At 64.9% G+C, this 23,029-nt stretch carries 23 protein-coding genes and 2 pseudogenes; 18 read left to right on the top strand and 7 right to left on the bottom strand.

What is annotated here, in order from left to right; all coding sequences use genetic code 11:
* Window positions 1–115: 115 nt before the first annotated feature.
* Window positions 116–736 (top strand): TetR/AcrR family transcriptional regulator, encoded by a 621-nt coding sequence (locus EOA19_RS30905; RefSeq protein ID WP_128305767.1) that lies wholly within the window; start codon window positions 116–118, stop codon window positions 734–736.
* Between the two features lie 56 nt (window positions 737–792).
* Window positions 793–1,791, top strand: a complete 999-nt coding sequence (locus EOA19_RS30900; protein WP_128305766.1) for a bestrophin family ion channel — start codon at window positions 793–795, stop codon at window positions 1,789–1,791.
* A 49-nt stretch (window positions 1,792–1,840) separates the two neighbouring features.
* Here EOA19_RS30900 and EOA19_RS30895 read toward each other — a convergent pair whose 3' ends face one another.
* The 3 genes from EOA19_RS30895 to EOA19_RS30885 form a co-directional block, all read right to left on the bottom strand.
* Entirely contained in the window at window positions 1,841–2,845 is a 1,005-nt protein-coding gene (locus EOA19_RS30895) for an NAD(P)-dependent alcohol dehydrogenase (RefSeq protein WP_128305765.1), read from the bottom strand.
* A 49-nt stretch (window positions 2,846–2,894) separates the two neighbouring features.
* Entirely contained in the window at window positions 2,895–3,155 is a 261-nt protein-coding gene (locus EOA19_RS30890; protein ID WP_128305764.1) for a hypothetical protein, read from the bottom strand.
* An 83-nt stretch (window positions 3,156–3,238) separates the two neighbouring features.
* Complete coding sequence (locus tag EOA19_RS30885; protein WP_128305763.1) at window positions 3,239–3,991, bottom strand: thioredoxin family protein; 753 nt, start codon at window positions 3,989–3,991, stop codon at window positions 3,239–3,241.
* 293 nt (window positions 3,992–4,284) lie between these two features.
* Between EOA19_RS30885 and EOA19_RS30880 the strand changes: the two genes are divergently transcribed.
* The 3 genes and pseudogenes from EOA19_RS30880 to EOA19_RS30870 all read left to right on the top strand — a co-directional run bounded on the left by EOA19_RS30880 (window position 4,285) and on the right by EOA19_RS30870 (window position 7,147).
* The gene (locus tag EOA19_RS30880) at window positions 4,285–5,505 is read left to right on the top strand and encodes a helix-turn-helix domain-containing protein (RefSeq protein ID WP_128305762.1); all 1,221 of its coding nucleotides are present in this window, start codon (window positions 4,285–4,287) and stop codon (window positions 5,503–5,505) included.
* A gap of 35 nt (window positions 5,506–5,540) precedes the next feature.
* Complete coding sequence (locus tag EOA19_RS30875) at window positions 5,541–6,173, top strand: PQQ-binding-like beta-propeller repeat protein (protein ID WP_128305761.1); 633 nt, start codon at window positions 5,541–5,543, stop codon at window positions 6,171–6,173.
* A gap of 144 nt (window positions 6,174–6,317) precedes the next feature.
* Window positions 6,318–7,147, top strand: a pseudogene (locus tag EOA19_RS30870) (aldo/keto reductase).
* 58 nt (window positions 7,148–7,205) lie between these two features.
* Here EOA19_RS30870 and EOA19_RS30865 read toward each other — a convergent pair.
* Window positions 7,206–7,511: a hypothetical protein gene (locus tag EOA19_RS30865; protein WP_013530714.1), complete on the bottom strand. Its 306-nt coding sequence runs from the start codon at window positions 7,509–7,511 to the stop codon at window positions 7,206–7,208.
* 206 nt (window positions 7,512–7,717) lie between these two features.
* Here EOA19_RS30865 and EOA19_RS30860 point away from each other — a divergent pair, with 206 nt between their 5' ends.
* Entirely contained in the window at window positions 7,718–9,220 is a 1,503-nt protein-coding gene (locus tag EOA19_RS30860) for an ATP-binding protein (protein WP_127297074.1), read from the top strand.
* 132 nt (window positions 9,221–9,352) lie between these two features.
* Here the strand turns inward: EOA19_RS30860 and EOA19_RS30855 are convergent, their stop codons facing one another.
* Complete coding sequence (locus EOA19_RS30855; RefSeq protein ID WP_128305760.1) at window positions 9,353–10,135, bottom strand: SDR family oxidoreductase; 783 nt, start codon at window positions 10,133–10,135, stop codon at window positions 9,353–9,355.
* Between the two features lie 176 nt (window positions 10,136–10,311).
* On the bottom strand, window positions 10,312–10,590 hold the full coding sequence (locus EOA19_RS30850; protein ID WP_031214047.1) for an usg protein: 279 nt from the start codon (window positions 10,588–10,590) through the stop codon (window positions 10,312–10,314).
* 327 nt (window positions 10,591–10,917) lie between these two features.
* Here EOA19_RS30850 and EOA19_RS30845 point away from each other — a divergent pair, with 327 nt between their 5' ends.
* The 12 genes from EOA19_RS30845 to EOA19_RS30790 all read left to right on the top strand — a co-directional run bounded on the left by EOA19_RS30845 (window position 10,918) and on the right by EOA19_RS30790 (window position 22,438).
* A complete protein-coding gene (locus tag EOA19_RS30845; protein WP_128305759.1) occupies window positions 10,918–11,232 on the top strand; it encodes a co-chaperone GroES in 315 nt (104 codons plus the stop codon).
* Window positions 11,233–11,288: 56 nt separating this feature from the next.
* A complete protein-coding gene (groL, locus tag EOA19_RS30840) occupies window positions 11,289–12,920 on the top strand; it encodes a chaperonin GroEL (protein ID WP_128305758.1) in 1,632 nt (543 codons plus the stop codon).
* A gap of 68 nt (window positions 12,921–12,988) precedes the next feature.
* A complete protein-coding gene (locus tag EOA19_RS30835; RefSeq protein WP_128305757.1) occupies window positions 12,989–13,216 on the top strand; it encodes a hypothetical protein in 228 nt (75 codons plus the stop codon).
* A gap of 98 nt (window positions 13,217–13,314) precedes the next feature.
* Window positions 13,315–13,611: a DUF982 domain-containing protein gene (locus EOA19_RS30830; protein ID WP_031214038.1), complete on the top strand. Its 297-nt coding sequence runs from the start codon at window positions 13,315–13,317 to the stop codon at window positions 13,609–13,611.
* A 332-nt stretch (window positions 13,612–13,943) separates the two neighbouring features.
* Entirely contained in the window at window positions 13,944–14,828 is an 885-nt protein-coding gene (locus tag EOA19_RS30825) for an AraC family transcriptional regulator (RefSeq protein ID WP_128305756.1), read from the top strand.
* Between the two features lie 245 nt (window positions 14,829–15,073).
* The gene (locus EOA19_RS30820; RefSeq protein ID WP_127270010.1) at window positions 15,074–16,162 is read left to right on the top strand and encodes a sugar ABC transporter substrate-binding protein; all 1,089 of its coding nucleotides are present in this window, start codon (window positions 15,074–15,076) and stop codon (window positions 16,160–16,162) included.
* Window positions 16,163–16,257: 95 nt separating this feature from the next.
* Window positions 16,258–17,079 carry an ATP-binding cassette domain-containing protein gene (locus EOA19_RS30815; protein ID WP_128305755.1) on the top strand — a complete coding sequence of 274 codons (822 nt, stop codon included), beginning with the start codon at window positions 16,258–16,260 and terminating at the stop codon, window positions 17,077–17,079.
* On the top strand, window positions 17,076–18,335 hold the full coding sequence (locus tag EOA19_RS30810) for a sugar ABC transporter permease (protein WP_128305754.1): 1,260 nt from the start codon (window positions 17,076–17,078) through the stop codon (window positions 18,333–18,335). Before EOA19_RS30815 ends, EOA19_RS30810 begins: the two co-directional genes overlap by 4 nt.
* Before the next feature lie 22 nt (window positions 18,336–18,357).
* Window positions 18,358–19,086 carry an SDR family oxidoreductase gene (locus tag EOA19_RS30805; protein WP_128305753.1) on the top strand — a complete coding sequence of 243 codons (729 nt, stop codon included), beginning with the start codon at window positions 18,358–18,360 and terminating at the stop codon, window positions 19,084–19,086.
* A 119-nt stretch (window positions 19,087–19,205) separates the two neighbouring features.
* Window positions 19,206–20,810 carry an FGGY-family carbohydrate kinase gene (locus EOA19_RS30800; RefSeq protein WP_128305752.1) on the top strand — a complete coding sequence of 535 codons (1,605 nt, stop codon included), beginning with the start codon at window positions 19,206–19,208 and terminating at the stop codon, window positions 20,808–20,810.
* Between the two features lie 139 nt (window positions 20,811–20,949).
* Complete coding sequence (locus tag EOA19_RS30795) at window positions 20,950–21,972, top strand: cupin domain-containing protein (protein WP_128305751.1); 1,023 nt, start codon at window positions 20,950–20,952, stop codon at window positions 21,970–21,972.
* Between the two features lie 133 nt (window positions 21,973–22,105).
* Window positions 22,106–22,438, top strand: coding sequence for an excalibur calcium-binding domain-containing protein (locus EOA19_RS30790; protein WP_128305750.1), 333 nt, complete (start codon window positions 22,106–22,108; stop codon window positions 22,436–22,438).
* A gap of 14 nt (window positions 22,439–22,452) precedes the next feature.
* Here the strand turns inward: EOA19_RS30790 and EOA19_RS30785 are convergent.
* Window positions 22,453–23,029, bottom strand: a pseudogene (locus EOA19_RS30785) (DNA polymerase IV); the annotation flags it as partial.

The following is a 23,029-nucleotide window of genomic DNA, read 5'->3' as shown; positions in this document are numbered from 1 at the left end:
CCGGTTCCCCTGATTATATGATAAAGGTGCTCCACTAAAACGGAGGCGCCTCCGTTTATTACGTGGTGGCTGACCCGGCCGGGTTCAAGCCCCCTGACACGATGTGGAGAAAAAATTGGCCAGCGAGCCGTCCGCCATTGCTGAACAGAAGGCCGAGGCCGTAGACGCAAAGCCGCTGCGCGCCGATGCGCGGCGCAACCGCGACCGGCTGGTCGAGGTGGCGGTGTCAGTCTTTGCCGAGCGCGGCATCGATGGCTCGCTGGAGGAGATCGCGCGCCGCGCCGGCGTCGGCATCGGCACGCTCTACCGGCATTTCCCGACGCGCGAGCATCTGGTCGAGGTGGTCTATCGTCGTGAGGTGGAAGCGCTGTGCGCGGCCGCCGGCGAACTTGCCCAAAAACATCCGTCCGATGTCGCGCTGGAACAGTGGATGCAGCGCTTCGTCGACTACATCGCCACCAAGCGCGGCCTGGCGACCAGCCTGCGCATTGTGCTCACCACCAATTCGACGTTGTTTTCCGAAACGTTCGGCCGGGTGTCGCAAGCCTTGCGACGACTGGTCGAGTCGGCCGTGGCCGACGGCACCATCCGCGGCGACGTCGACGCTTCCGACGTGCTGCACGCGCTGGGCGGCATCTATTCAGCGCCCGACACCCCCGAATGGCGCGACCGCTCGCGCCGGCTGGTCAAGCTGTTGATGGACGGGTTGCGGTTCGGGGCTGCAAAGGCACAATGAGGCGACGAGATTCCGGCCGTGCAAAACCACAGCTGTCGATAAGTTGAGGGGACCCGATGTATGTAGGCCGTTCCTACAAAATAGTGGATTTCGCGCTCTGGTCGCGGCGCAGCGTCATCTACATGGTGGTGGTGAGCGGACTGGCCGTGGCGGCCTACCGTTTTCCGGGCATCGCCGGGTTCTCGGTGCCATGGTCGGTGGTGCTGGTGCTTGGCACCACCGTATCACTCGTTGCCGGGTTCAAGAATTCGCAGGTGTTCACCCGCAGCAGCGACGCGCTGCAGGCTTTTACGCAAATTACGGCCAGCAGCCGGTTGTGGTCCAATTTCTGCAGGGATTTCCTCGACGCGCCGACGGCCAGACAGCTCATCTATCGCCACATCGCCTGGATGACGGCATTGCGTTTTTCTCTGCGCCGGCCGATGCCATGGGAATCCATGGCGCGGGCCGCCAATATCGAATACCGGCGGCGCTACCGTATCCACGAGGATGCGAGCTCGGTCGCCAACGAGCTGGCTCCACTGCTCGCCGAACAGGCCGAGGACGTCCTGAAATCGCCCCAGCCGGCGATAGCCCTGCTCGAACTGCAATCTGCCCAGGTCAATGCGCTGTTCAAGGACACAAAGCTTCCTCCCCAGATCTATGGCGAACTGACCAAGCTGATCCGCGACTTCCATGACCAGCAGGCGCGCTGCGATCGCATCAAGAACAATCCCTATCCCAGGCAATACGCCATCGTCAGTTCGATGTTCGTGATGATCTTCTGCACGCTGCTGCCATTCGGGGTCGTTCCCGTCTTTGCCGATATGGGCAAACTGGGTGGCGCGCTCGGGTCGATCGCAATCTGGCTGACGATCCCGTTCAGCACGCTGCTGGGCTGGGCATACATGTCCCTCGACCAGGTCGGCGAAAGCAGCGCCAACCCATTCGAGGGCAACGCCAACGACGTTCCGATCTCGCAGATATGCCGCGACATCGAGATCGAGTTGCGCAGCGGGCTCGGTGAGGCCGACCTTCCCAAGCCCCTGCTGCCGGTCAACGACATCGCGACCTAGGCAGAATCACGACGAAGGCACGGACCCGACGGCTGCTGGTGGAGAGCGCTCAAACTTCAAGGCAGACCTTGCCGAAATGCTTTTGGGTTTCGTAGTGCGCGAAGGCGGTGGCGATGTCCTGCAGCGGAAAGTGGCGGTCTATGACGGGTTTCAGCCTGTTGGACTCTATCGCGCGGATCATATCCTCCTGGTCGACCCGGCTGCCGATGGAAATGCCGCTGATGCGGATCTGGTTGGAAAACAGGGCGGGGATAGACACTTCCGCCGCAAAGCCGGTCAGGACGCCGACCAGCGCGATATGCCCGCCCGTTCTGCAGGCCGCAATGGACTGCGCCAGCGTGGCGGGTCCGCCGACCTCGATCACGTGATCGACGCCGCGTCCGTCGGTCAAATCCCTGGCCTTGCGGCCCCAGTCCGGGACGGACTTGTAGTTGATGATGGCGTCGGCTCCGAGGCGCTTGAGCCGCTCCAGCTTCTGCTCGTCGGATGAGGTGGCGATGACCCGGGCGCCGGCGGCTTTGGCGAATTGCAGCGCGAACAGCGATACGCTGCCCGAACCGAGGACCAGCACCGCGTCGCCCGGCTTCACCTTGCCGCACACAACCAGGCCGCGCCAGGCAGTAACGCCGGTGCAGGTGAGCGACGCCGCCTCGACATGCGTATAACCTGCCGGTGCCCTGGTGAAAGCGTGCGCCGGCATGCAGACATACTCGCTGGCGAAGCCGTCGAAACTGTCTCCCGGAATATCGCGCCGGGTCGAGGGCGTCATGTCGCCGCCCAGCCACCAGGGATAGAAGACGCTGACGACGCTGTCTCCGGGCTTGAGTGCATCGACACCGTCGCCAAGGGCAATCACCTCGCCGGCGCCGTCGGAGAGCGGAACGCGGCCGTCGGCGAGAGGCATCTTGCCTTGCACGGCAAAGTCGTCGCGCATGTTCAAGGCGCAGGCCCGGATCCTGACCAGCACCTCGCCCGGCCCTGGCTGGGGCGGATCTTCCTCGACCAGGCCGAGATTGCCCAAGCCGCCCGGCGCTCTCAGCCTGACCAGTCTCATTGTCTTCTCCGATGTGTGGGGTGTTTGGAATTGGAACGGCGCGCTGCGCCTAGCGGACCTGCCTGCCGGAAATCACCCGCAGCCAGGGCGCCAGATGGAATGCGCTCATCAGCAGATACATCGCGGCCATGCCCGTGAGCGGCGAGGCGTTGGTGCCCATGCACTGCATGGCCGCATCGCCGCTGAAGATGCAGGTGAGCAGCGCCATCACGGCGAAGGTCGGTGCCGCGGCAAGGCAAAGCCAGTCGGCCAGCCCGAGGGTGGTGGCTTCCGGGATCGCGCTGCCGGCACCTGTGTGGATATCGCTCATGGTCTTGATCCCTGATGATTATGCCAGCCACGACTGGTTCCTCTCCTCACGGAGCGGGGAGAGGAACCCAGGCTGGACAACCGTTACTGCTCGCCCTTGTCGCGGAATGCAGCCTCGCCGGCAGCAGACACTTCTTCCCATTTCTTGTCGGCCCCGGCGTCGTAATTGTCGTGCCAGTTCCACCAGGAGTAGAGCGGGGTCTGCGGATAGCCTTCGGGCGAATCCTCCCAAATTTCCTGGCGGCCGAGCGGCGTCGCGTCGAGATAGCTCCAGACGGTGCCCATCGCCTCGTCGCCGCGGCTGTTGATCAAGTAGGTGCGGAAGATGCGGTCGCCGTCACGGATGAAGACGTTGTGGCCGTGCCATTCGTCGACGCCGAAGTCCTTGTCGAAACTGTCGGTGATTGTGTACCACGGCATCTCCCAGCCCATCCGCTGCTTCAGCCGCGCAATGTCGGCCTGCGGGGCACGTGAAGCGTAGGCAAGCGTGGTGTCGCGGGCATTGAGATGGGCGAGGTGGCCGACCTGGTCGGCGCCAAGGGAACAGCCGCGGCACGCGTGATCGGGCCAGCCATGCACGCCGGGCTCGAAGAAGGCGCGATAGACGATCAACTGGCGGCGGCCTTCGAACAGATCGAGCAGGCTCGCTTTGCCGTTCGGCCCCTCGAACACATAGGCCTTGTCCACTTCCATCCAGGGCATGCGCCGGCGCTCGGCGGCCAATGCGTCCTTGGCGCGCAGCGTTGCCTTTTCCTTCACCAGCATCTGTTCGCGGGCGGCTTCCCAGTCCTGCTGCGAAACGATCGGCGGGGTCTTCATTGCGATGTGCTTGGTCATTGGTCGTCTCCTTTGCCAGTCTGTTGTCGCGCTGTTGCGACGTGTGGTTGCTTGCCGTGAGCTAGAATAGGGCGGTCAATCGCGGGGGTGGGAGTTACAAGTGTGACGGGATTTGAAAGAGCCGGCCCGCCGCAGCAGGGGTGGCGCATCCGCTCGGTGCCCCCGACAGTGTCGTTCATCGCGTGGTTCTCCCTTGTTGTGCCGCTGCCGATACGGCTTGCTGGTTGGCGGCCATGACTTAAGTTAGGGCGCTGAGCGCTGGGGGTGGGAGTTACAAGTGTGACGGGATTTGAATGGATTCGCTGATCACCGCCGCGGCACTGGCGCTGGCCGGAGGCGATCCGCTCGGCGCGCTGGACCGCGTTGCCTTGCGTGAGGATGCGCCGGCGCTGGCGCTGCGCGGCATCGCGATGGCGCAGCTCGGCGATCTTGATCGCGCCAAGGCGCTGCTGCGGCGTGCCGCGCGTGGCTTCGGCCCCAAAGAGGCGGTGGCGCGCGCCAGATGCGTCGTCGCCGAGGCCGAGATCGCGCTGGTTTCGCGTGACCTCGGCTGGCCCGCCAAGGCTTTGGATGCGGCGCGGGCGACGCTGGAAAAGCATGGCGACCGGCTGAACGCCGCGCATGCCGGCCACCTCAAGGTGCGGCGTCTGCTGCTGATCGGCCGTCTCGATGAGGCTGAAGATGTGCTGGCCGGGCTCGATCCGATGCCGCTTCCGCCGGCCTCGAGGGCCGCGCACGAGCTCGCCGTTGCCGGCATCGCGATGCGGCGCCTCAAGACGAAGCCGGCGCGCAGGGCGTTGGAGTGGGCACGCCACGCCGCCCGCCGGGCCGGCATTCCGGGCCTGATGGCAGAGGTCGACAGCGCTTTCCTGGCGCTGGACACGCCGGCGGCGCGGCTGATCGCGGCTGGCAATCAGCGCCCGTTGCTGCTTGAGGACGTCGAGGCGTTGCAGGCGTCGCCGGCGCTGCTGGTCGATAGCTTTCGCTACGTCGTGCGCCAACAGGAGAAAACGGTCTCGCTGGCAACGCGCCCGGTGCTGTTTGCGCTGGCCCGTACGCTCGCCGAAGCGTGGCCAGGCGATGTGTCGAGGGCGAGGCTGATCGCTGAAGCCTTCGGCGGCAGGCACGCCGATGAATCGCACCGGGCGCGGCTGCGGGTCGAGATCGGCCGGCTGCGCGCCGAATTGCGCGGGCTGGCCGACATCGGCGCGACCAGGGAGGGCTTCGCGCTGGCGCCGCGCCACGGACGCGAGGTGCTGGTGCTGGCCCGGCCGATCGAGGAGCGGCACGCGGCAGTGCTGGCCTTCCTTGCCGATGGTGAATCCTGGGCGAGTTCGGCGCTGGCGCTGGCGCTCGGTACCGGCCAGCGCAGCGTGCAGCGGGCGCTGGAGCAGCTTGGCGAGGCCGGCAAGGTGCAGTTTTTCGGTCACGGCCGGGCGCGCCGCTGGATGACGCCGCCGGTGGCCGGATTCACGACCACCTTGTTACTCCCGGCGCCATTGCCGAGTGGTTAGTAAGGCACATCAGATCATCTCGTGAGGATAAAGACATGAAACATTCAGAAGCCGAAATCCTGCGCGAATACGGACCCTTTGCCGATGTTGAGAGGGTGCATGGGGTGAGCTTTGACGGCAACAACGTCTGGTTTGCCTCGGGCGAGAAGCTGAACGCCTTCGATCCGGAAAGCGGGCAGGCGCTGCGCTCGATCGATGTCGCGGCACATGCCGGCACCGCTTATGACGGCCAGCATTTCTTCCAGCTTGCCAACGACCTGATACAGAAGATCGACCCCGATACCGGCCAGGTGCTGGCCACCATCCCGGCGCCCGGCGGTGGCGCCGACTCCGGGCTGACCTGGGCCGAAGGGACGCTGTGGGTGGGGCAATACCGCGAGCGCAAGATCCATCAGATCGACCCGGAGACGGGGGCGATCCTGCGCACCATCGAATCCAACCGTTTCGTCACCGGGGTGACATGGGTCGAGGGCGAGCTATGGCACGCCACCTGGGAAGGCGAGCAGAGCGACCTGCGCCGCGTCGACCCGCGATCAGGCAAGGTTCTCGAGAAGCTCGACATGCCGGCGGGCATGGGCGTGTCGGGGCTGGAATCCGATGGCGGCGACCGCCTCTATTGCGGCAGCACTTCGGCCGGTGTGGTGCGGGCGGTGCGCCGGCCGCGGTAAGGATGCGGCCGACACCGAAGTCACACTTGCAGGCGCACTTCACACGGCAATTTGTCCGCGGTCGGCTGGTCGTCGCACCCTGTCGGACCTAGATAGGCTGTGCACCGGGCAGAACGCCCGGACCCGCTTTGCAAAGGATCCCCCATGCCCGAACAGATTGCATTGAACGACGGCTCCGCCATTCCCCACCTCGGCCTTGGCGTGTGGCAGGTCGACCAGGACATCACCGCCGAGGTGGTGGGTTGGGGCATCGAGGCCGGCTATCGCCTGATCGACACCGCCGAAGGCTATCAGAACGAGGAAGGGGTCGGAGAGGCGATCCGCAGCGCCGGCGTGCCGCGGGCTGAGCTGTTCATCACCTCGAAACTGCGCAACGGTGCACACCAGCGCGATGCGGCGCTACGCGCCTTCGACGAGACGATGGAGAAGCTCGGCGTCGAACAGATCGACCTGTTCTGATCCACTGGCCGGTGCCCAGCCAGGACAAATACGTCGAGGCCTGGAAGACGCTGGTCGAACTCCGGCAGGCCGGCCGCATCAAGTCGATCGGCGTTTCGAACTTCAACCAGGACCATCTGGAGCGGATCATCGCGGAAACCGGCGTGACGCCCGTCGTCAACCAGATCGAGCTGCATCCCCAGTTCCAGCAACGCGGTGTCAGGGACTTTCACACCAAGCACGACATCCGTATCGAAAGCTGGAGCCCGTTGGGCAGCGGCCGGCTGCTCGGCGATCCGACCATTGCAGACATCGCCAAAAAACATGGCAAGTCCGTCGCCCAGACGATCATCCGCTGGCATCTCCAGGAGGGGCTGATCGTCATTCCAAAGTCGATCCGCAGGGATCGCATCGCCGCCAATTTCGATGTCTTCGATTTCGAACTGGATGCGCAGGACCTGCAGACGATCCGCGGCATGGATTCGCCCGAAGGCCGCAACGGGCCCAACCCCGCCACGGCCGCGTTCCTGTTCTGAGAGGAGCAGGTTAGAGACGCCAACCGTGGAGTTGCCAATCTCCGGCCTCTCCGCGCTCTTAAATCCCGGACCCATCCAGCTGCTGGGCGTCTTCGCCTTCCCACGGCGCCGGCATCGACGCGCGGCTGAGGTTGGCCGTCGGCAGCGGCATCCAGCACTTTAGTTCCGGGTCAGCGTATTCGATAACGCGCCCGGGCGAGGAGTCCGATGCGCGCCAGCCTTCCGAGGCGAACTGGTCGGCACGCGACCAATAGGCGAGGTCGACTTCCGCCGGCCCCTGTTCGGACGGGCGCACCGTGACCAGGATCCGGCTGCCATCCTTCGGCGCCGTCGACATGTGCCGCCACCGTTCGGGCTCGTCCATCGCATTTCTCCTCGTACTCCTAGCGTTGGATGGAGTGTCGCCTCGTGGTCCGAAGGGGTCAACCCAAAGTTTCAGTCAGGCATCGGCTGATGACCCTGCAGACGGTGCCTGCACAGTTGTGCGCAACACGCCGCAGGCGGTCATGCGCGCTCGACGGGCCGTGACCCAGTTGATAAGCCCGTCTGCGAAGGAGCGCCTGAGTCGAGATGACCGTTGCGATCGAGATGGGACAGACGACCGCAGGCGCCCCGGCGAAGCTGGATCTTGAGGAGCTGCTCGCGACGCGCCTTTTGGTGCAGGGCAATTCAGGCTCCGGCAAGTCGCATCTGTTGCGGCGCCTGCTGGAGCAGAGCGCGCCCTGGGTGCAGCAGACCATCATCGATCCCGAGGGCGACTTCGTTTCGCTGGGCGACCGTTACGGCCATCTGGTGATCGATGCCGAGCAGCATACTGAGCGCGGCCTGCAGGCGGCCGGCGAGCGGGCGCGCATGCATCGCGTCTCCACCGTGCTCAATCTCGAAGGGCTCGACGCCGAGAACCAGATGCGGCGTGCCGCCGCCTTCCTCGGCGGGCTGTTCGAGGTCGCCCGTGACCACTGGTACCCGATGCTGGTGGTGGTGGATGAGGCGCAGCTGTTCGCGCCAGCGGTGGCCGGAGAGGTGTCGGACGAAGCGCGAAAGCTCTCGCTCGGCGCCATGACCAATTTGATGTGTCGTGGCCGCAAGCGCGGGCTGGCCGGCATCATTGCCACCCAGCGCCTGGCCAAGCTCGCCAAGAACGTCGCAGCCGAGGCGTCCAATTTTCTCATGGGCCGCACCTTCCTCGATATCGACATGGCGCGTGCCGCCGATCTTCTGGGCATGGAACGGCGCCAGGCGGAAGCGTTCCGCGATCTGGAACGCGGGCAGTTCATGGCGCTCGGTCCGGCGCTGTCGCGCCGTCCGCTGGGGCTGCGCATCGGCCCGACCGACACCAGCCCGCGCAACGGCACGCCGCGGCTGATGGCGATGCCGGAATCCGCGCTGGAAGACGCACGCGCGATCATCCTGGCGGCGCCGCCGCCCGAGACGGTGCGCACGCCGCGCCGCCCGGCGTCGCCGGACCTGCTCGACCAGCTGATGGCGGCCAAATCGGCGGCACTGGAAATGCGCCCCGAGCCGGCCGAGCCGCAAATCAGCGCCGAGGATCTGGCCGAGCGTCGTGAGCGCGTCGACCGTGTGCTGCGCGCCATCCTGGCGCAGCCCGATGCGGGTTTTCGCGTGATCGGCGTGCTCTATCAGGAATTCGTGGTCCGCTGCCGCATAGAAGGCCTCGCGTCGGTCGTGCCCGACCTGCCGGAGTTCCGCCGCATGCTGACACGCGCCCGTGCCGGCCTTGGTTCCGAGACGACGCAGGATGACGCGTGGCGGGACGTTTCTGTCCGCGCGTCGCTGCTGCCCGACGACATGCAGGGCGTGTTCATGATGATCGCCCGTGCGGCGAAAGAGGGCTGGCCGTGCCCGAGCGACGCCGCGATCGCCCGCGCCTACGGCTCGCACTCGCTGCGCCGCGCCCGGCGCCTCTTAACCTATATCGAGGAGCAGGGGCTCATCGTCTGCCAGCTCGACGGGACAGGCCGGCGCACCGTGACGCTGGTCGAATTGGCTTGGGCCACCGCACCGGGAGATCCGAATGCCGAGGAGGTGGAGCAGGGGAGCCTGGCGCTGTGAGGCGGGGCGGGCGCTTTGAGCGAATGTGGTGATAGGCTTTTTTCAGTCACCGTCATCGCGGCCAATTTTGATGGCAACGGTGAAATCGCCGACGCCGAAATGCGCCGTGCAGCGCTTGCGTTTCGCTGGCGCTCACCGGTTCGCCCCGATCACCCACTGTTCCTGGTCGACGAGCGTGCCGGTCATCGGCCCGGCAGCATCCGAAAGCAGGAAGACGGCGAGGTTGGCGATGTCGCTCGTCGAGAACAGGCGGCCGAAGGGTTGCGAGGCGTTCGCGGCATCGAGCCAGCCCGGCCCGTTGCCCAGCGTGTCGGCCTGCATGGCACGTTCGGCCGGCGTGTCGGTCCAGCCGACATTGATGCCGTTGACGCGGATGCGATCGAAGCGATGGGCGTTGGCGGCGTTCTTGGTCAGCGTGGCCAGCGCGCCCTTGCTGGCGGAATAGACGGCGAGCTCCGGCGAGCCGCAATGGGCGTTGATCGACAGGATGTTGACGATGGCGCCGCCCTGACCGCGCTTCTTCATGTCGGCGATGGCCGCCTGCATGAGGAAGAACGGCGCCCGCGCGTTAACGGCGAACAGCGAGGCCCAGCCGTCGAGATCGGCATCGAGGAACGAGGCCCGGTCGGTCAGCCCTGCGGCGTTGACCAGCGCATCGATGCGGCCGAAGCGCTCGATGCACGCTTGCGCCAAAAGGGCAGGGGCGGCCGGGTCGGCGAGGTCGGTGGCGACGAAGAGCGTTGGTGTGCCAAGCTGCGAAAGCTCCGCCGCCACCGCATCGCCGCGGGCCTTATCACGCCCGGTGACGAGCAGGCCGCCGGCGCCGGAACGCGCCAAGGTCTCGGCGATGGCGCGGCCAATGCCTTGCGTCGAGCCGGTGACCAGCGCCACCTTGCCGTTGAGCTGAAGCTCCATTCCTCTCCCCCGCATCGCATCTGGTTTCAGGCTAGCGCGGCACGATCGTTTTACAACATGGAAATTGGAAATTTTGGAGGGGAGGCTGTTGGCTGTCGCGCTGCGTGGGGCCGGCGAGAGCCTGCCCTAACGCCGCCGCTCCAGGCGAAGCAGGAGCGGCGGCCGTCGCAAAGACCCTAGTGGACCGTGATGATGCCCTCGACGGCCCGCCATTCCGAAGGCTGGATGAGCCGGTGATGAGCAACGCGGACCGAGTGCAGCGGGCCGTCGAGCTCGCGCTCCCAATATTGGAGAAAGCCCTTGAGCTCGGGAAAGGCCGGAGCGAGATCATAGTCCTGCCAGACATAGAGCTGAAGCAGGCTCGGATGATCGGGCAGGTGATAGTGGATTTCGGCCGTCGTCAGGCCATAACCTTCCATTTGCAGGCGGAATTCGCTGCTGACCGTATCGACCATGTCTTTCTCCTTCTCTCTCCTTCTCTCTCCGTTCAGGCATCCGCCTGAACTCGCCCGATGCCAGGCCGGTCTGCCGGTCCCTCTACAAACAAACTCCGCGAGAAGGTCAGGGGTTCCTAGAATAGTCGCGCCATAACAGTGCCTTGGCCTTTTTTCTGCTCGATGTAAAAATTTTTTGGCGGGGCTCTTGAAACCGAAAAACGGCAAAACTAGCTCGATATGCGCCCGCGATGCCTGACGAAGGGTCGCGGCGGTCCGCATCGGTCCGATATTGCCGGTTCGGTGCGGAGGAACCTCAAAAACCTGTTTGTCCACGAGGAGAACGACATGGCGTTCCGTCCATTGCATGACCGTATTCTGGTCCGCCGCCTTGAAGCCGAGGAGAAGACCTCCGGCGGCATCATCATCCCCGATACCGCAAAAGAAAAACCGCAGGAAGGCGAAGTGCTCGCCGTCGGTCCCGGCGCGCGCGACGACAGCGGCAAGCTTGTCGAACTCGATGTCAAGGTCGGCGACCGCATCCTGTTCGGTAAATGGTCCGGCACCGAGATCAAACTCGGCGGCGAGGACCTGCTCATCATGAAGGAAAGCGACGTGATGGGTGTCATCGATGAGATCGCCGAAGTGAAGAAGGCCGCCTGACGGCTTCTTCGTATCCAACCAGTCAACGAATGCTGCCTAGATAGAGGAGTGATCCAATGGCTGCCAAAGAAGTGAAATTCCATACCGAAGCGCGCGAGAAGATGCTGCGCGGCGTCGACATCCTTGCCAATGCGGTGAAGGTGACGCTCGGACCCAAGGGGCGCAATGTCGTCATCGACAAGTCATTCGGCGCGCCGCGCATCACCAAGGATGGCGTCACCGTCGCCAAGGAGATCGAACTGGAGGACAAGTTCGAGAATATGGGCGCCCAGATGGTGCGCGAGGTGGCCTCCAAGACCAACGACCTTGCCGGCGACGGCACGACGACCGCAACCGTGCTTGCACAGGCGATCGTCAGGGAAGGGGCCAAGGCGGTTGCCTCGGGCATGAACCCGATGGATTTGAAGCGCGGCATCGACAAGGCGGTCGATGCGGTGGTCGCCGAGCTGAAGACCAATGCCCGCAAGGTCACCCGAAACGACGAGATCGCACAGGTCGGCACAATCTCCGCCAATGGCGATGCCGAGATCGGCCGTTTCCTCGCCGAGGCGATGGAGAAGGTCGGCAATGAAGGCGTCATTACGGTGGAAGAGGCCAAGACCGCCGAGACCGAACTGGAAATCGTGGAAGGTATGCAGTTCGACCGCGGCTATCTCTCGCCCTATTTCGTCACCAACCAGGACAAGATGCGCGTCGAACTCGACGAGCCTTATGTGCTGATCCACGAGAAGAAGCTCTCCAATCTGCAAGCGATGCTGCCCGTGCTCGAAGCCGTGGTACAGTCGGGCAAGCCGCTCCTAATTATCGCCGAGGATGTGGAAGGCGAGGCGCTTGCCACGCTGGTCGTCAACAAGCTGCGGGGCGGCCTCAAGGTCGCGGCTGTCAAGGCGCCAGGCTTCGGCGACCGCCGCAAGGCCATGCTGGAAGACATCGCTATTCTCACCGGCGGCACCGCGATCTCGGAAGATCTCGGCATCAAGCTGGATAATGTGACGCTGCAGATGCTGGGCCGCGCCAAGAAGGTGGTGATCGAGAAGGAAAACACCACCATCGTCGACGGCGTCGGCCGCAAGGAAGAGATCCAGGGCCGTGTCGCACAGATCAAGGCGCAGATCGAGGAGACCACCTCCGACTACGACCGCGAAAAGCTGCAGGAGCGGCTGGCCAAGCTCGCCGGCGGCGTTGCGGTGATCCGGGTCGGCGGCTCGACCGAGGTCGAGGTCAAGGAGCGCAAGGACCGCGTCGACGATGCGCTGCATGCGACCCGCGCGGCCGTCGAGGAGGGCGTGCTGCCCGGCGGCGGCGTCGCGTTGCTGCGGGCAGCAAAGGCGCTCGATGCCGTGCAGACCGACAATGCGGAACAGAAGACTGGCGTCGACATCGTGCGCCGTGCCATCGAAACGCCGGTCCGGCAGATCGCCGAGAATGCCGGCGCCGAAGGCTCGATCATCGTCGGCAAACTGCGCGAGAAAACCGAATTCGGCTGGGGCTGGAACGCCCAGACCAACGAATTCGGCGATCTCTACGGCCAGGGCGTCATCGACCCGGCCAAGGTGGTGCGCACCGCTCTCCAGGACGCGGCATCGGTCGCAGGCCTGCTGGTGACCACGGAGGCGATGGTGGCCGAGAAGCCGAAGAAGGAAGCCGCCGCCCCGGCAATGCCCGCCGGCGCCGGCATGGACTTTTGAGGTCGCGGCCAATCCGCCCGCTTCCCTGGCGGGGAGCGGGCGTCAGTCGAGAGAGAGTGGAGGTAAAGATGGACGCAATGGCTGGCATCGAATCCGTACCGGCTCCTACGCACCAAGCGAAGGAATTCCTGGCCTATGAAACAGAATGCAGGAACGTGCTGAAGCCGCAGCTGGCAGGGCTGCTCGACATGGCTGAAGCCGCCGGCTGGAATCGGCGAACCGCGGCGTCGGCACTGATGTTCCTCGCAGCACAGCAAGTGTCGGCAACATCCGAGGTATCCGCCGGCAGCGGCTGAACGGAAATCGGCCAGTCCATTCACCTATCCGCGGCGGGCCGTGCTGCCCGGTGTTCGGTCCGCTGCAGGCCCTGAACAATCGAGAGGAGGCACAAGCCATGAATCGCGGGCAATTTGAGGAACCGGTCACACTTCTGGTCGGAATGGGCTTTCCGAGGAAGATCGACAGCGTGATGGAAGCCTATGCACTGCTGCAGGACTGGCCGAGCGCCGGCCGCAACGGCGCCCATGCCGTCGCGCTCAACGCTTGCAAGGCGGGCATCGTCGGCGAGATCGATCCGGAGACGGTGCGGGCCACGCTGATCAGCTTCGCGCGCCGCCACGACATACTGGTGCCTGATATGGTTACGCCGCTCGCGACGGCGGCCGGTGGAGCTGTGCACGAGGTGAACTGACGGATGCGGCGCTTCAACAGCGCCTGCAGACCATGTTCTTGAGATAAGCCAGGCGAACACGGAGACGCCGGAATTCCTTCCCGGGCGGGCGGCATCGTCGTCGGTCAATTGAGCGAACGCGTCAGCAAGACTGACCTGTTCTGCCCGAATAGCGCTTCTGAGCGCCGCCTCCCGGTTAAAAAAGTATCATCCGTTGTCTTGAATCGTGGTGGCGCCTGTTGTCATGAGCCGGTACCTTGGCTCTTGAAATGCAGAGCCGAAACCAATTCGGCCGGTTTAGGGAATTGGGCCGAACGCGGCAAATATCCGTGCTGGCCTGGGAGGAAACGGACATGGAACCGGACCTGGAAGTAGTCCAGATACGACGCGGTGAGTCCTTCAAGGCGTGGTCGCATGGCTACCCCTTCCACACGGTGCGTTGGCACTTCCATCCCGAATATGAACTGCATCAGGTGATCTTCACCAACGGACGCTATTTCGTCGGCGATTTCATCGGCGAGTTCGAGCCGGGCAATCTGGTGCTGACCGGGCCGAACCTGCCGCACAACTGGGTCAGCGACATCCCCAGGGACAGCTCGATCCCGCTGCGCGGCCGCATCATCCAGTTTTCCGAAAGTTTCATCGGCGACGCCATGCATGTGCTGCCGGAGCTGGCGGGGCTTGGCCATCTGCTTGAGGCGTCGCGGCGTGGCGTGCTGTTTTCCAATCGCACCAGCAAGGCGCTGGCGCCGCTGATGGAAGAAATGATGCAGGCGCAAGGCGTGCGCCGCATCGAGCTGTTCATGATGATCGCCGGCCTGCTCAGCCGCGCCCAGGAATTCCAGCTTTTGGCCAGTGCCAGCTACCGGCCCGATCCCTCGGGCTACATGACGGCCGGCATGAACAAGGCGCTCGCCTATATCAGGGAAAACCTGACGCAGCTGTTCGACGAGGCGGACCTCGCCACCATCGCCGGCCAGTCGACCGGCGCCTTCTCGCGCTCGTTTCGCCGTCACACCGGCATGTCGCTGGTGCAGTATGTCAAACGGCTGCGCATCAATCTCGCCTGCCAGATACTGATGAGCGACGAGCAGGCCTCGATCACCGACATCTGCTACGAGGTCGGCTTCAACAATCTGTCCAATTTCAACCGGCAGTTCCTGGCGGAGAAGGGCATGCCGCCCTCGCGCTTCAGGCGCCTGCTGGCCGACAACATCAACGCGGGCAAAGCCGCTTAACGGAGGAGCCAGGGAGGAACCAAGGGAGGATTTTTCTTTTGCATGACGACGTGAGCCGCGTGGAGCGGTTCGCGATGGAGAACGCTTGTCTCGAATTCCTCCGTCGGCGGAGGTTGTCGGCGCGGCTCGAAAGGCCGGCGCCGGGTCCCGGTTCCCAATGCAGTTGGGGCGAGGGCGGATGGGTGTCTTCAGACCAAAGCAGTCAACGACCTTCTTACAACCATATCAGAAACGGAGAAGACCGAATGACCAAACTTTCATCTTCATTGAAGTCCGCTGGCAAGTCCGCCGGTGTGGCAGCCCTTGCGCTGTCGCTGCTGGCCGGCACCGCCGCGATCGCCAGGGCCGCCGAAGTCACCGACGCGACCGTCGCCTTCCTGATGCCCGACCAGGCCTCGACCCGCTACGAGCAGCATGATTATCCCGGCTTCGCCGCCGAGATGAAGAAGCTGTGCCCGGGCTGCAAGGTGCTCTACCAGAATGCCGATGCCGACGCCTCGCGCCAGCAGCAGCAGTTCAACTCGGTGATCTCGCAGGGCGCCAAGGCGATCGTGCTCGACCCGGTCGACTCGACCGCCGCCGCCTCGCTGGTCAAGCTGGCGCAGAGCCAGGGCATCAAGGTCATCGCCTACGACCGGCCGATCCCGACTGCGCCGGCCGATTTCTATGTGTCGTTCAACAATGAAGGCATCGGCAAGGCCATCGCCGACTCGCTGGTCGAGCACCTGAAGGCGCTGAAGGTCGATCCGGCCAGCGGCGGCGTGCTGCAGATCAACGGCTCGCCGACCGATGCGGCGGCCGGCCTGATCAAGAAGGGCATCCATGCCGGCCTTGACAACAGCGGCTACAAGATCCTGGCCGAATACGACACGCCGGAATGGGCGCCGCCGAAGGCGCAGCAATGGGCCGGTGGCCAGATCACCCGCTTTGGACCAAAAATCCTCGGCGTCGTTGCCGCCAATGACGGCACCGGTGGCGGCGCCATAGCGGCCTTCAAGGCGGCCGGCGTCGATCCGGTGCCGCCGGTGACCGGCAATGACGCGACGATCGCGGCACTTCAGCTGATCATCGCCGGCGACCAGTACAACACCATCTCCAAGCCGAGCGAGATCGTGGCGGCGGCCGCCGCCAACATTGCCATCAAGCTGCTTTCGGGCGAGACGCCGAAGGCCGAGATGACGCTGTACGACACGCCCTCGCAGCTGTTCACGCCGGCGGTGGTGACGCAGGAAAACCTGAAGGCCGAGATCATCGACAAGAAGATCAACACCGCGGCCGAACTCTGCGTCGATCGTTACGCGGAAGGCTGCAAGAAGCTGGGCATCGGGAACTGACCGCGACCGTTGTCCGCTCCGCTGTCTGGCCGCCCACGCGGTGGCCAGGCAGCGCTCATCCGACATTTTGAACCGGTTTTGAAAGGCTTCCTGGCATGATCGATACCCCGGACGAACCGGTTCCGGCAGGCGAGCTGGTGCTCAGCCTGCGCGGCGTTTCGAAGAATTTCGGCGCCGTTTCAGCGCTCACCGACATCGATCTCGATGTCCATGCTGGGGAGGTGGTGGCGCTGGTCGGCGACAATGGCGCCGGCAAGTCGACCCTGGTCAAGATCCTGGCCGGCGTGCATCAGCCGAGCTCAGGCACGATCAGTTTTCGCGGCAAGCAGGTGACGCTTGCAGATCCGAGTGCGGCGCTGACGCTCGGCATAGCCACGGTGTTCCAGGACCTGGCGCTGTGCGAGAACCTCGACATCGTCGCCAACATCTTTCTCGGCCGTGAGCTCAACCCGCTGCGGCTGGACGAGGTGGCGATGGAAGTGCGCGCCTGGACGCTGCTCAACGAGCTATCGGCGCGCATCCCAAGCGTTCGCGAAGTGGTCGCTTCGCTGTCGGGCGGCCAGCGCCAGACGGTGGCGATCGCCCGCTCGCTGCTGCTCGAACCCAAGCTCATCCTGCTCGACGAGCCGACGGCCGCACTTGGCGTGGCACAGACGGCGGAAGTGCTCAACCTGATCGAGCGCGTGCGCGACCGCGGCCTCGGCGTCGTCATCATCAGCCACAATATGGAAGACGTGCGCGCCGTCGCCGACCGCATCGTCGTGCTGCGGCTTGGCCGAAACAACGGCATCTTCTCGCCCGACGCCTCGAACCAGGAACTGGTCAGCGCCATCACCGGCGCGTCGAACAATTCGGTGTCGCGGCGCGCAGAGCGCAGACAGGCCAGGCACGAGCAAACCCAGGAGCCACGCCCATGAGCCGTGAAGCCGAACAGGCCGCCTCCGTGCCGCCGCAGCTCGACCGCGCCGATGTGCGCGTCAAGCATGAGGCGGGGATCGGCGGCGCCATCCGCAGGTTCTTCGACCGGGTCCGCTCCGGCGATCTCGGCTCGCTGCCGGTGATCGTCGGGCTGGTCATCATCTGGACGGTGTTCGCCAGCATCAACCCGATCTTCCTGTCGAGCAGCAATTTGGTCAATCTGCTGTTCGATTGCTCCACCGTCGGCGTCATCGCGCTCGGCATCGTCTGCGTTTTGATGGTCGGCGAGATCGACCTGTCGGTAGGCTCGATCAGCGGCTTTGCCTCGGCGATGGTCGGCACGCTGTGGGTCAACCAGGGCTGGCCGGTGGCGCTCGCCATTATTGCCGCTGTCGCCGTTGGCGGCTTCATCGGCGCACTCTATGCGCTGCTGTTCAACCGGCTCGGCATGCCGAGCTTCGTCTCGACGCTGGCTGGCCTGCTGGCAGTGCTTGGCCTGCAGCTCTACATCCTCGGCTCGACCGGCTCGATCAATCTGCCCTACGGCTCGAACCTGGTGAATTTCGGTCAGTTGCTGATGATGCCGAAGTTCGTCTCGTTCGGACTGGCAGCCGTGCCCGGCATCGTCATGCTGGTCACCGGCCTGCGCACCGTTACGCGCCGCCGCGCCGCCAATCTGTCGGCGCCGTCGACCGGCGGCCTGGTTACACGGGCGGTGGTGATCACGGTCATTCTCGAACTCATTGTCTTCTATCTCAACCAGGCGCGCGGCATTCCGTGGATGTTCGGCCTGTTCGTCGGCCTGGTCATATCAATGCATTACGCGCTGACGCGGACCAAATGGGGCCGCTCGATGTCGGCGGTTGGCGGTAACCGCGAGGCGGCAAGGCGCGCCGGCATCAATGTGCGACTGATCTATTCGAGCGCCTTCGTGCTGTGCTCGATGCTGGCCGCTTTCGGCGGCGTGCTGTCGGCGGCCCGCCTTGCCTCGGCCAGCCAGCAGGCCGGCACCGGCGACGTGAACCTTAACGCCATCGCGGCGGCGGTCATTGGCGGCACCAGCCTGTTCGGCGGCCGCGGCAGCGCCTATTCGGCATTGCTCGGCATCATCGTCATCCAGTCGATCGCCAGCGGCCTGACGCTGCTCGATCTGTCCTCGTCGCTTCGGTACATGATCACCGGCGCCGTGCTTGCCATCGCGGTCATCGTCGACTCGCTGGCACGCCGCTCGCGTGTCTCGCATGGCCGGGCCTGAACCCATCAACAGGAAGCAAGACATGAGCCAAGAACTGTCCGGAAAAGTTGCCGCCGTCACCGGCGCGGCATCAGGCATCGGCCTCGAATGCGCCAGGCACATGCTGGCGGCCGGCGCCACCGTGGTGCTGGTCGACCGCGCCGAGGCGACGCTGCAAAAATTGTGCGCCGACCTAGGCCCGAACGCCATCCCGCTGGTCATCGACCTGATGCAGCCGGCCAGCGTCGCCAACATGATGCCGCAGATAATGGAGAAGGCCGGCCAGCTAGACATCTTCCATGCCAATGCCGGCGCTTATGTCGGCGGCGAGGTGGCGAACGGCGATCCCGACGCCTGGGACCGCATGCTCAACCTCAACATCAATGCCTGCTTCCGCTCGATCCAGGCGGTGCTGCCGCACATGATCGAGCGCAAGACCGGCGACATCATCGTCACCAGTTCGATCGCCGGGCTGGTTCCGGTGGTCTGGGAGCCGATCTACACGGCGTCCAAGCACGCCGTGCAGGCCTTCGTTCACACCGTGCGCCGGCAGGTCGCCAAGCATGGCCTGCGCGTCGGCGCCGTGGCGCCGGGTCCGGTGGTGACGGCGCTGGTCGACGACTGGCCGAAGGCCAAGCTCGAGGAAGAACTCGCCGCCGGTGGCCTGATGCAGCCGCGCGAAGTGGCCGAAGCGGTGATGTTCATGCTGACCCGCCCGCGCAACGTGACGATCCGGGATCTGGTGATTTTGCCGCAGAGCAATGATTTGTGAGGGGAATAAGGGAGTAGGGGAGTAGGACAACACGAAATTCATGAATTCGACACGTGGTCAGAGCCCTCACTGCTTCATTCCCCTACTCCCCTACTCCCCTAGCCTGAGAGATTGAAACCATGCCGCATTGCTATCTCGGCATCGACGTCGGTACCGGCAGCGCGCGGGCCGGGGTGTTCGACCGCACGGGAAACCTGCTCGCCTCGGCCAAGCGGGACATCGAGGTCTGGCGTGAGGCCGGCGATATTGTCGAACAGTCGAGCAATGACATCTGGCGGGCGGTGTGCACGGCCACGCGTGAAGCCGTCGCTCAATCGGGCGTGGCGCCCGAGGCGATCGCCGGCATCGGCTTCGACGCCACCTGTTCGCTGGTGGTGCTGGGCGAGGGCGGCGTGCCGTTGCCGGTTGGCCCGTCCGGCAATCCCGAACGCAACATCATCGTCTGGATGGATCACCGCGCGGTCGAGCAGACGCGCCGCATCAACCGCAGTGGCGAGGCGGTGCTGAACTATGTCGGCGGCGTCATCTCGCCGGAGATGGAGACGCCGAAACTCCTGTGGCTGGCGGAAAACCTGCCCGCCACTTTCGATGCCGCCTGGCAGTTCATGGACCTCGCGGACTTCCTCACCTGGCGGGCGACCGGCAACCTTGCCCGTTCGGTCTGCACGGTGACCTGCAAATGGACCTATCTGGCGCATGAAAACCGCTGGGACGAGACCTATTTCCGCACCATTGGCCTTGGCGCGTTGGCCGATGAGGGGTTCGCCCGCATCGGTACCGAGATCGTGCCTGCGGGTGCCGCACTGGGCGGCGGACTGACCGTGCAGGCGGCAGCGGATCTGGGCCTGCGCCCCGGCACGGCCGTGGCGGCCGGGCTGATCGATGCGCATGCCGGCGGCGTCGGCACGGTCGGGGCGCGCGGCGATTTCGGCAGCGTGCTGTCGCGCATGGCCTATGTCTTCGGCACCTCGGCCTGCACCATGTCGTCGACCGCCGAGCCGGCTTTCGTCGACGGCGTCTGGGGTCCGTATTTCTCGGCCATGGTGCCGGGTCTGTGGCTGAACGAGGGCGGCCAATCTGCGGCGGGTGCGGCCATCGACCATCTGGTGCGCATGCATCCGGCGGCCGGCGAAGCGACCGCCAAGGCGCAGGCCGAGGGGCTCAGCCTCAGCGCCTGGCTGTCGCTGCAGGCGCAGAGCCGCAACGGGGCAGCGGCGACGCCGGCCTTGGTCGGCGGCATCCATGTCGTGCCGGAATTCCTTGGCAACCGCGCGCCTTTCGCCGACCCGGACGCACGCGCGCTGATTGCCGGGCTCGATCTCGACGCCAGCCTCGACAGCCTGGTCGGGCTCTATGTCGCCGGCGTCTGCGGACTGGGCTATGGTGCGCGCCAGATCGTGCGGGCCGAGCATGACAAGGGCATTGCCGTCGACACCATCGTGGTCAGCGGCGGCGCCGGCCAAAGCCCGTTGGTGCGCCAGCTGCTTGCCGACACGACCGGCATGGTGGTGGTGGCGTCGACCTCGCCGGAGCCGGTGCTGCTCGGCTCGGCGATGCTGGGCGCGGTCGCCGCCGGTGCTTACAAGGATCTGACGGCGGCGATGGCCGGCATGTCGGAACTCGGCGAAGTCTATCATCCCGACGCTACCTTGGCCGGCTGGCACGCCAAGCGCTTTGCTGCGTTCGAGCTGCTGCAGCAGGCGGGCAAGGCCATCCGAGGCTGAAGCGAGCGGCTCCTGTCGGGCTCTGTCAGGAGCGTGGCGAACACCGCTTGGCGATGATGCCGGAAGCTGGCAGCTTTGTTCTGTCGTGGACCCTCCTGCGGCTTGCGAAGAGGGCAGGGCGACAGGAGCAGGAGGCCCGATGGCAGACGACAAATCGCCAGCGCCATTCGCATCGGACAGTGTGCCGTGGACGGAATGGTCCGATGTGCCGCGCTTCGGCGTGCGCTACCGGCATTTGTCGCTGGCCGCGCTTGGCGAAACCTATCATGTCGGCGTGGCGATCGAGGAGTTGCCGGCGGGCAAGCAGACCTCGCCAGCGCACTACCACATTTTCGAGGAGGAGCATGTCTTCATCCTCGAGGGCACGCTCACCGCGCAGGTCGGCGACGCCTCCTATGCCATGAAGGCCGGCGATTACATCTGCTTTCCGGCCGGGGCGGCGGCAGGGCATTGCCTCATCAACACCAGCGACGCACCCTGCCGCTACGTCATCGTCGGCGAGCGCAACCCGAACGACGTTGTCGTCTACACCGCCTCCAACAAGGTGCTGGTGCGCGCCTTGGGCAGCCGTGCGATCTTCGATCTCGCGGCAACTCGAACCTACTGGGACGGTGAGAGCACCGGCCTCGCCGCCGGCGATCCGTTGCCGTCGGATGTGACGGCCGGTGTCACCAAGGCAGCAGCCATTCCGATCCCGCCGGTCGCCAGCGACGCTGTCGAGTGGAAACAGGAAGGCGAGGGGGCGCGGTTCGGTGGTCAGTCCAAACACCTCACCTATGCCGCCTTGGGACGGCCCGACTACCATGTCGGCGTGCTGATCGAGGCACCAGCCCCCGGCATGCGCCTGGCGCCCAGGCACTACCATATGCTGGAAGAAGAGCATGCGCTGATCCTGGAAGGGCAAGTGACGCTGCTGCTTGGCGAGGAGCGCTATGAGATGAAAGCCGGCGACTATGTCTGCTTTCCGGCCGGCCTGGCGGTTGGACATTCCTTCCTCAACAGCGGTACGGGACCGTGCCGCTATCTGATGATCGGCGAGAAAAACCCCAACGAGGTCTGCGTCTATCCCGATTCCAACAAGATGGCGGTCGACGCCTTGCGCCGGCGCGACGGCATTTTCGATATGGCCGGGGTTAGGCGGTATTGGGATGGCGAAGCGTAGAACTGAAAGTGTCGATATCCGACTCAAATAGCCGCGCTCTGAACGCGAGAACCGTTCGGAGATAGGCGTTGTTGCCACCCTACCTGGGTGACGCTAGTCTGGTTCGGGCACTTCAACGGGGGAGTTGGCGGGGATGCTCCTGCCATTCTTGCGATGGCCTTCACGCTATCACCGCCGCCTTGGCAGGCTGAGATGGGTGGCTTTGTTCGCGCCGTTCATTCTGTTGTCGGGCTATATCGTCTATGGCTTCGTCGGCATTCGGTTTGATACGCCTCTCTCGGTGCTGAGGCACCTTGCCGCGTTCCCGAACTGCACGGCCGCCCGCAGGGGCGAACCTGGCTATTGGCCGACTCACGATGCCGACCATGACGGCATAGCCTGCGAGCCCTGGCACGGGGCAAGCCGACGACACGGGGCAAGCTCCACTGGCGTTCGGGTCCATCGTTACTCGCGTACCGGCCCATAGCCTTTGCCTTGGCTTCACAGCTCCTTCTCCGCCAGTTCCCTGAATTCATCCGGCACCGAGCGCGCCGCTTCCAGTGCCACCGTGCCGTAGCCGACCGCCTGTTTGCCGAAGCGTTCGCGGATCTTGTCGATGGCGCGGTCGGCGTCAAAGCGTGCCAGGCCTTTTCGGGTGCCGGGCCTCTGCTTCTCGTCGGCGAGATCGAGCGGCAGTTCGAGCTGTAATTCGAAGCTTTCCTCGAGATGCGAGACCGAGATCGCCAGCAGCGAGATCGTTCTCTCGTGGGGGTTGTCGGCAAGCACGCCGCGCACCAGATCGCCGGCGATCTCGGCCAGCATCGCGGTCGCCGAGATCGGCTGGTCAAGCGTGATCGAGCGGGTGACGGCGCTGAGATCGGCAAAGCGCACGCGCACCGTCACCGTGCGGCCGGGCCGCGCCTTGGCGCGCAGCCGGCTGGCGACGCGGTCGGCCTGATGCAGCAGGGTTGGCACGATGACGTCAGCTACGGCGGGCTTGCGGCCAAGCGCCGATTGCGCGCCGGCCGAATGCGCCCGGCGCTTCGTCTCCAGTTTTCGCGGGTCGCGGTTCCATGAC

The organism is Mesorhizobium sp. M7A.F.Ca.US.010.02.1.1 (assembly GCF_004023085.1).
In the GTDB taxonomy this organism is placed as follows: Bacteria; Pseudomonadota; Alphaproteobacteria; order Rhizobiales; family Rhizobiaceae; genus Mesorhizobium.
Note: the sequence above shows the minus strand (reverse complement) of the source record. Positions and strands in the feature narration are given on the sequence as shown.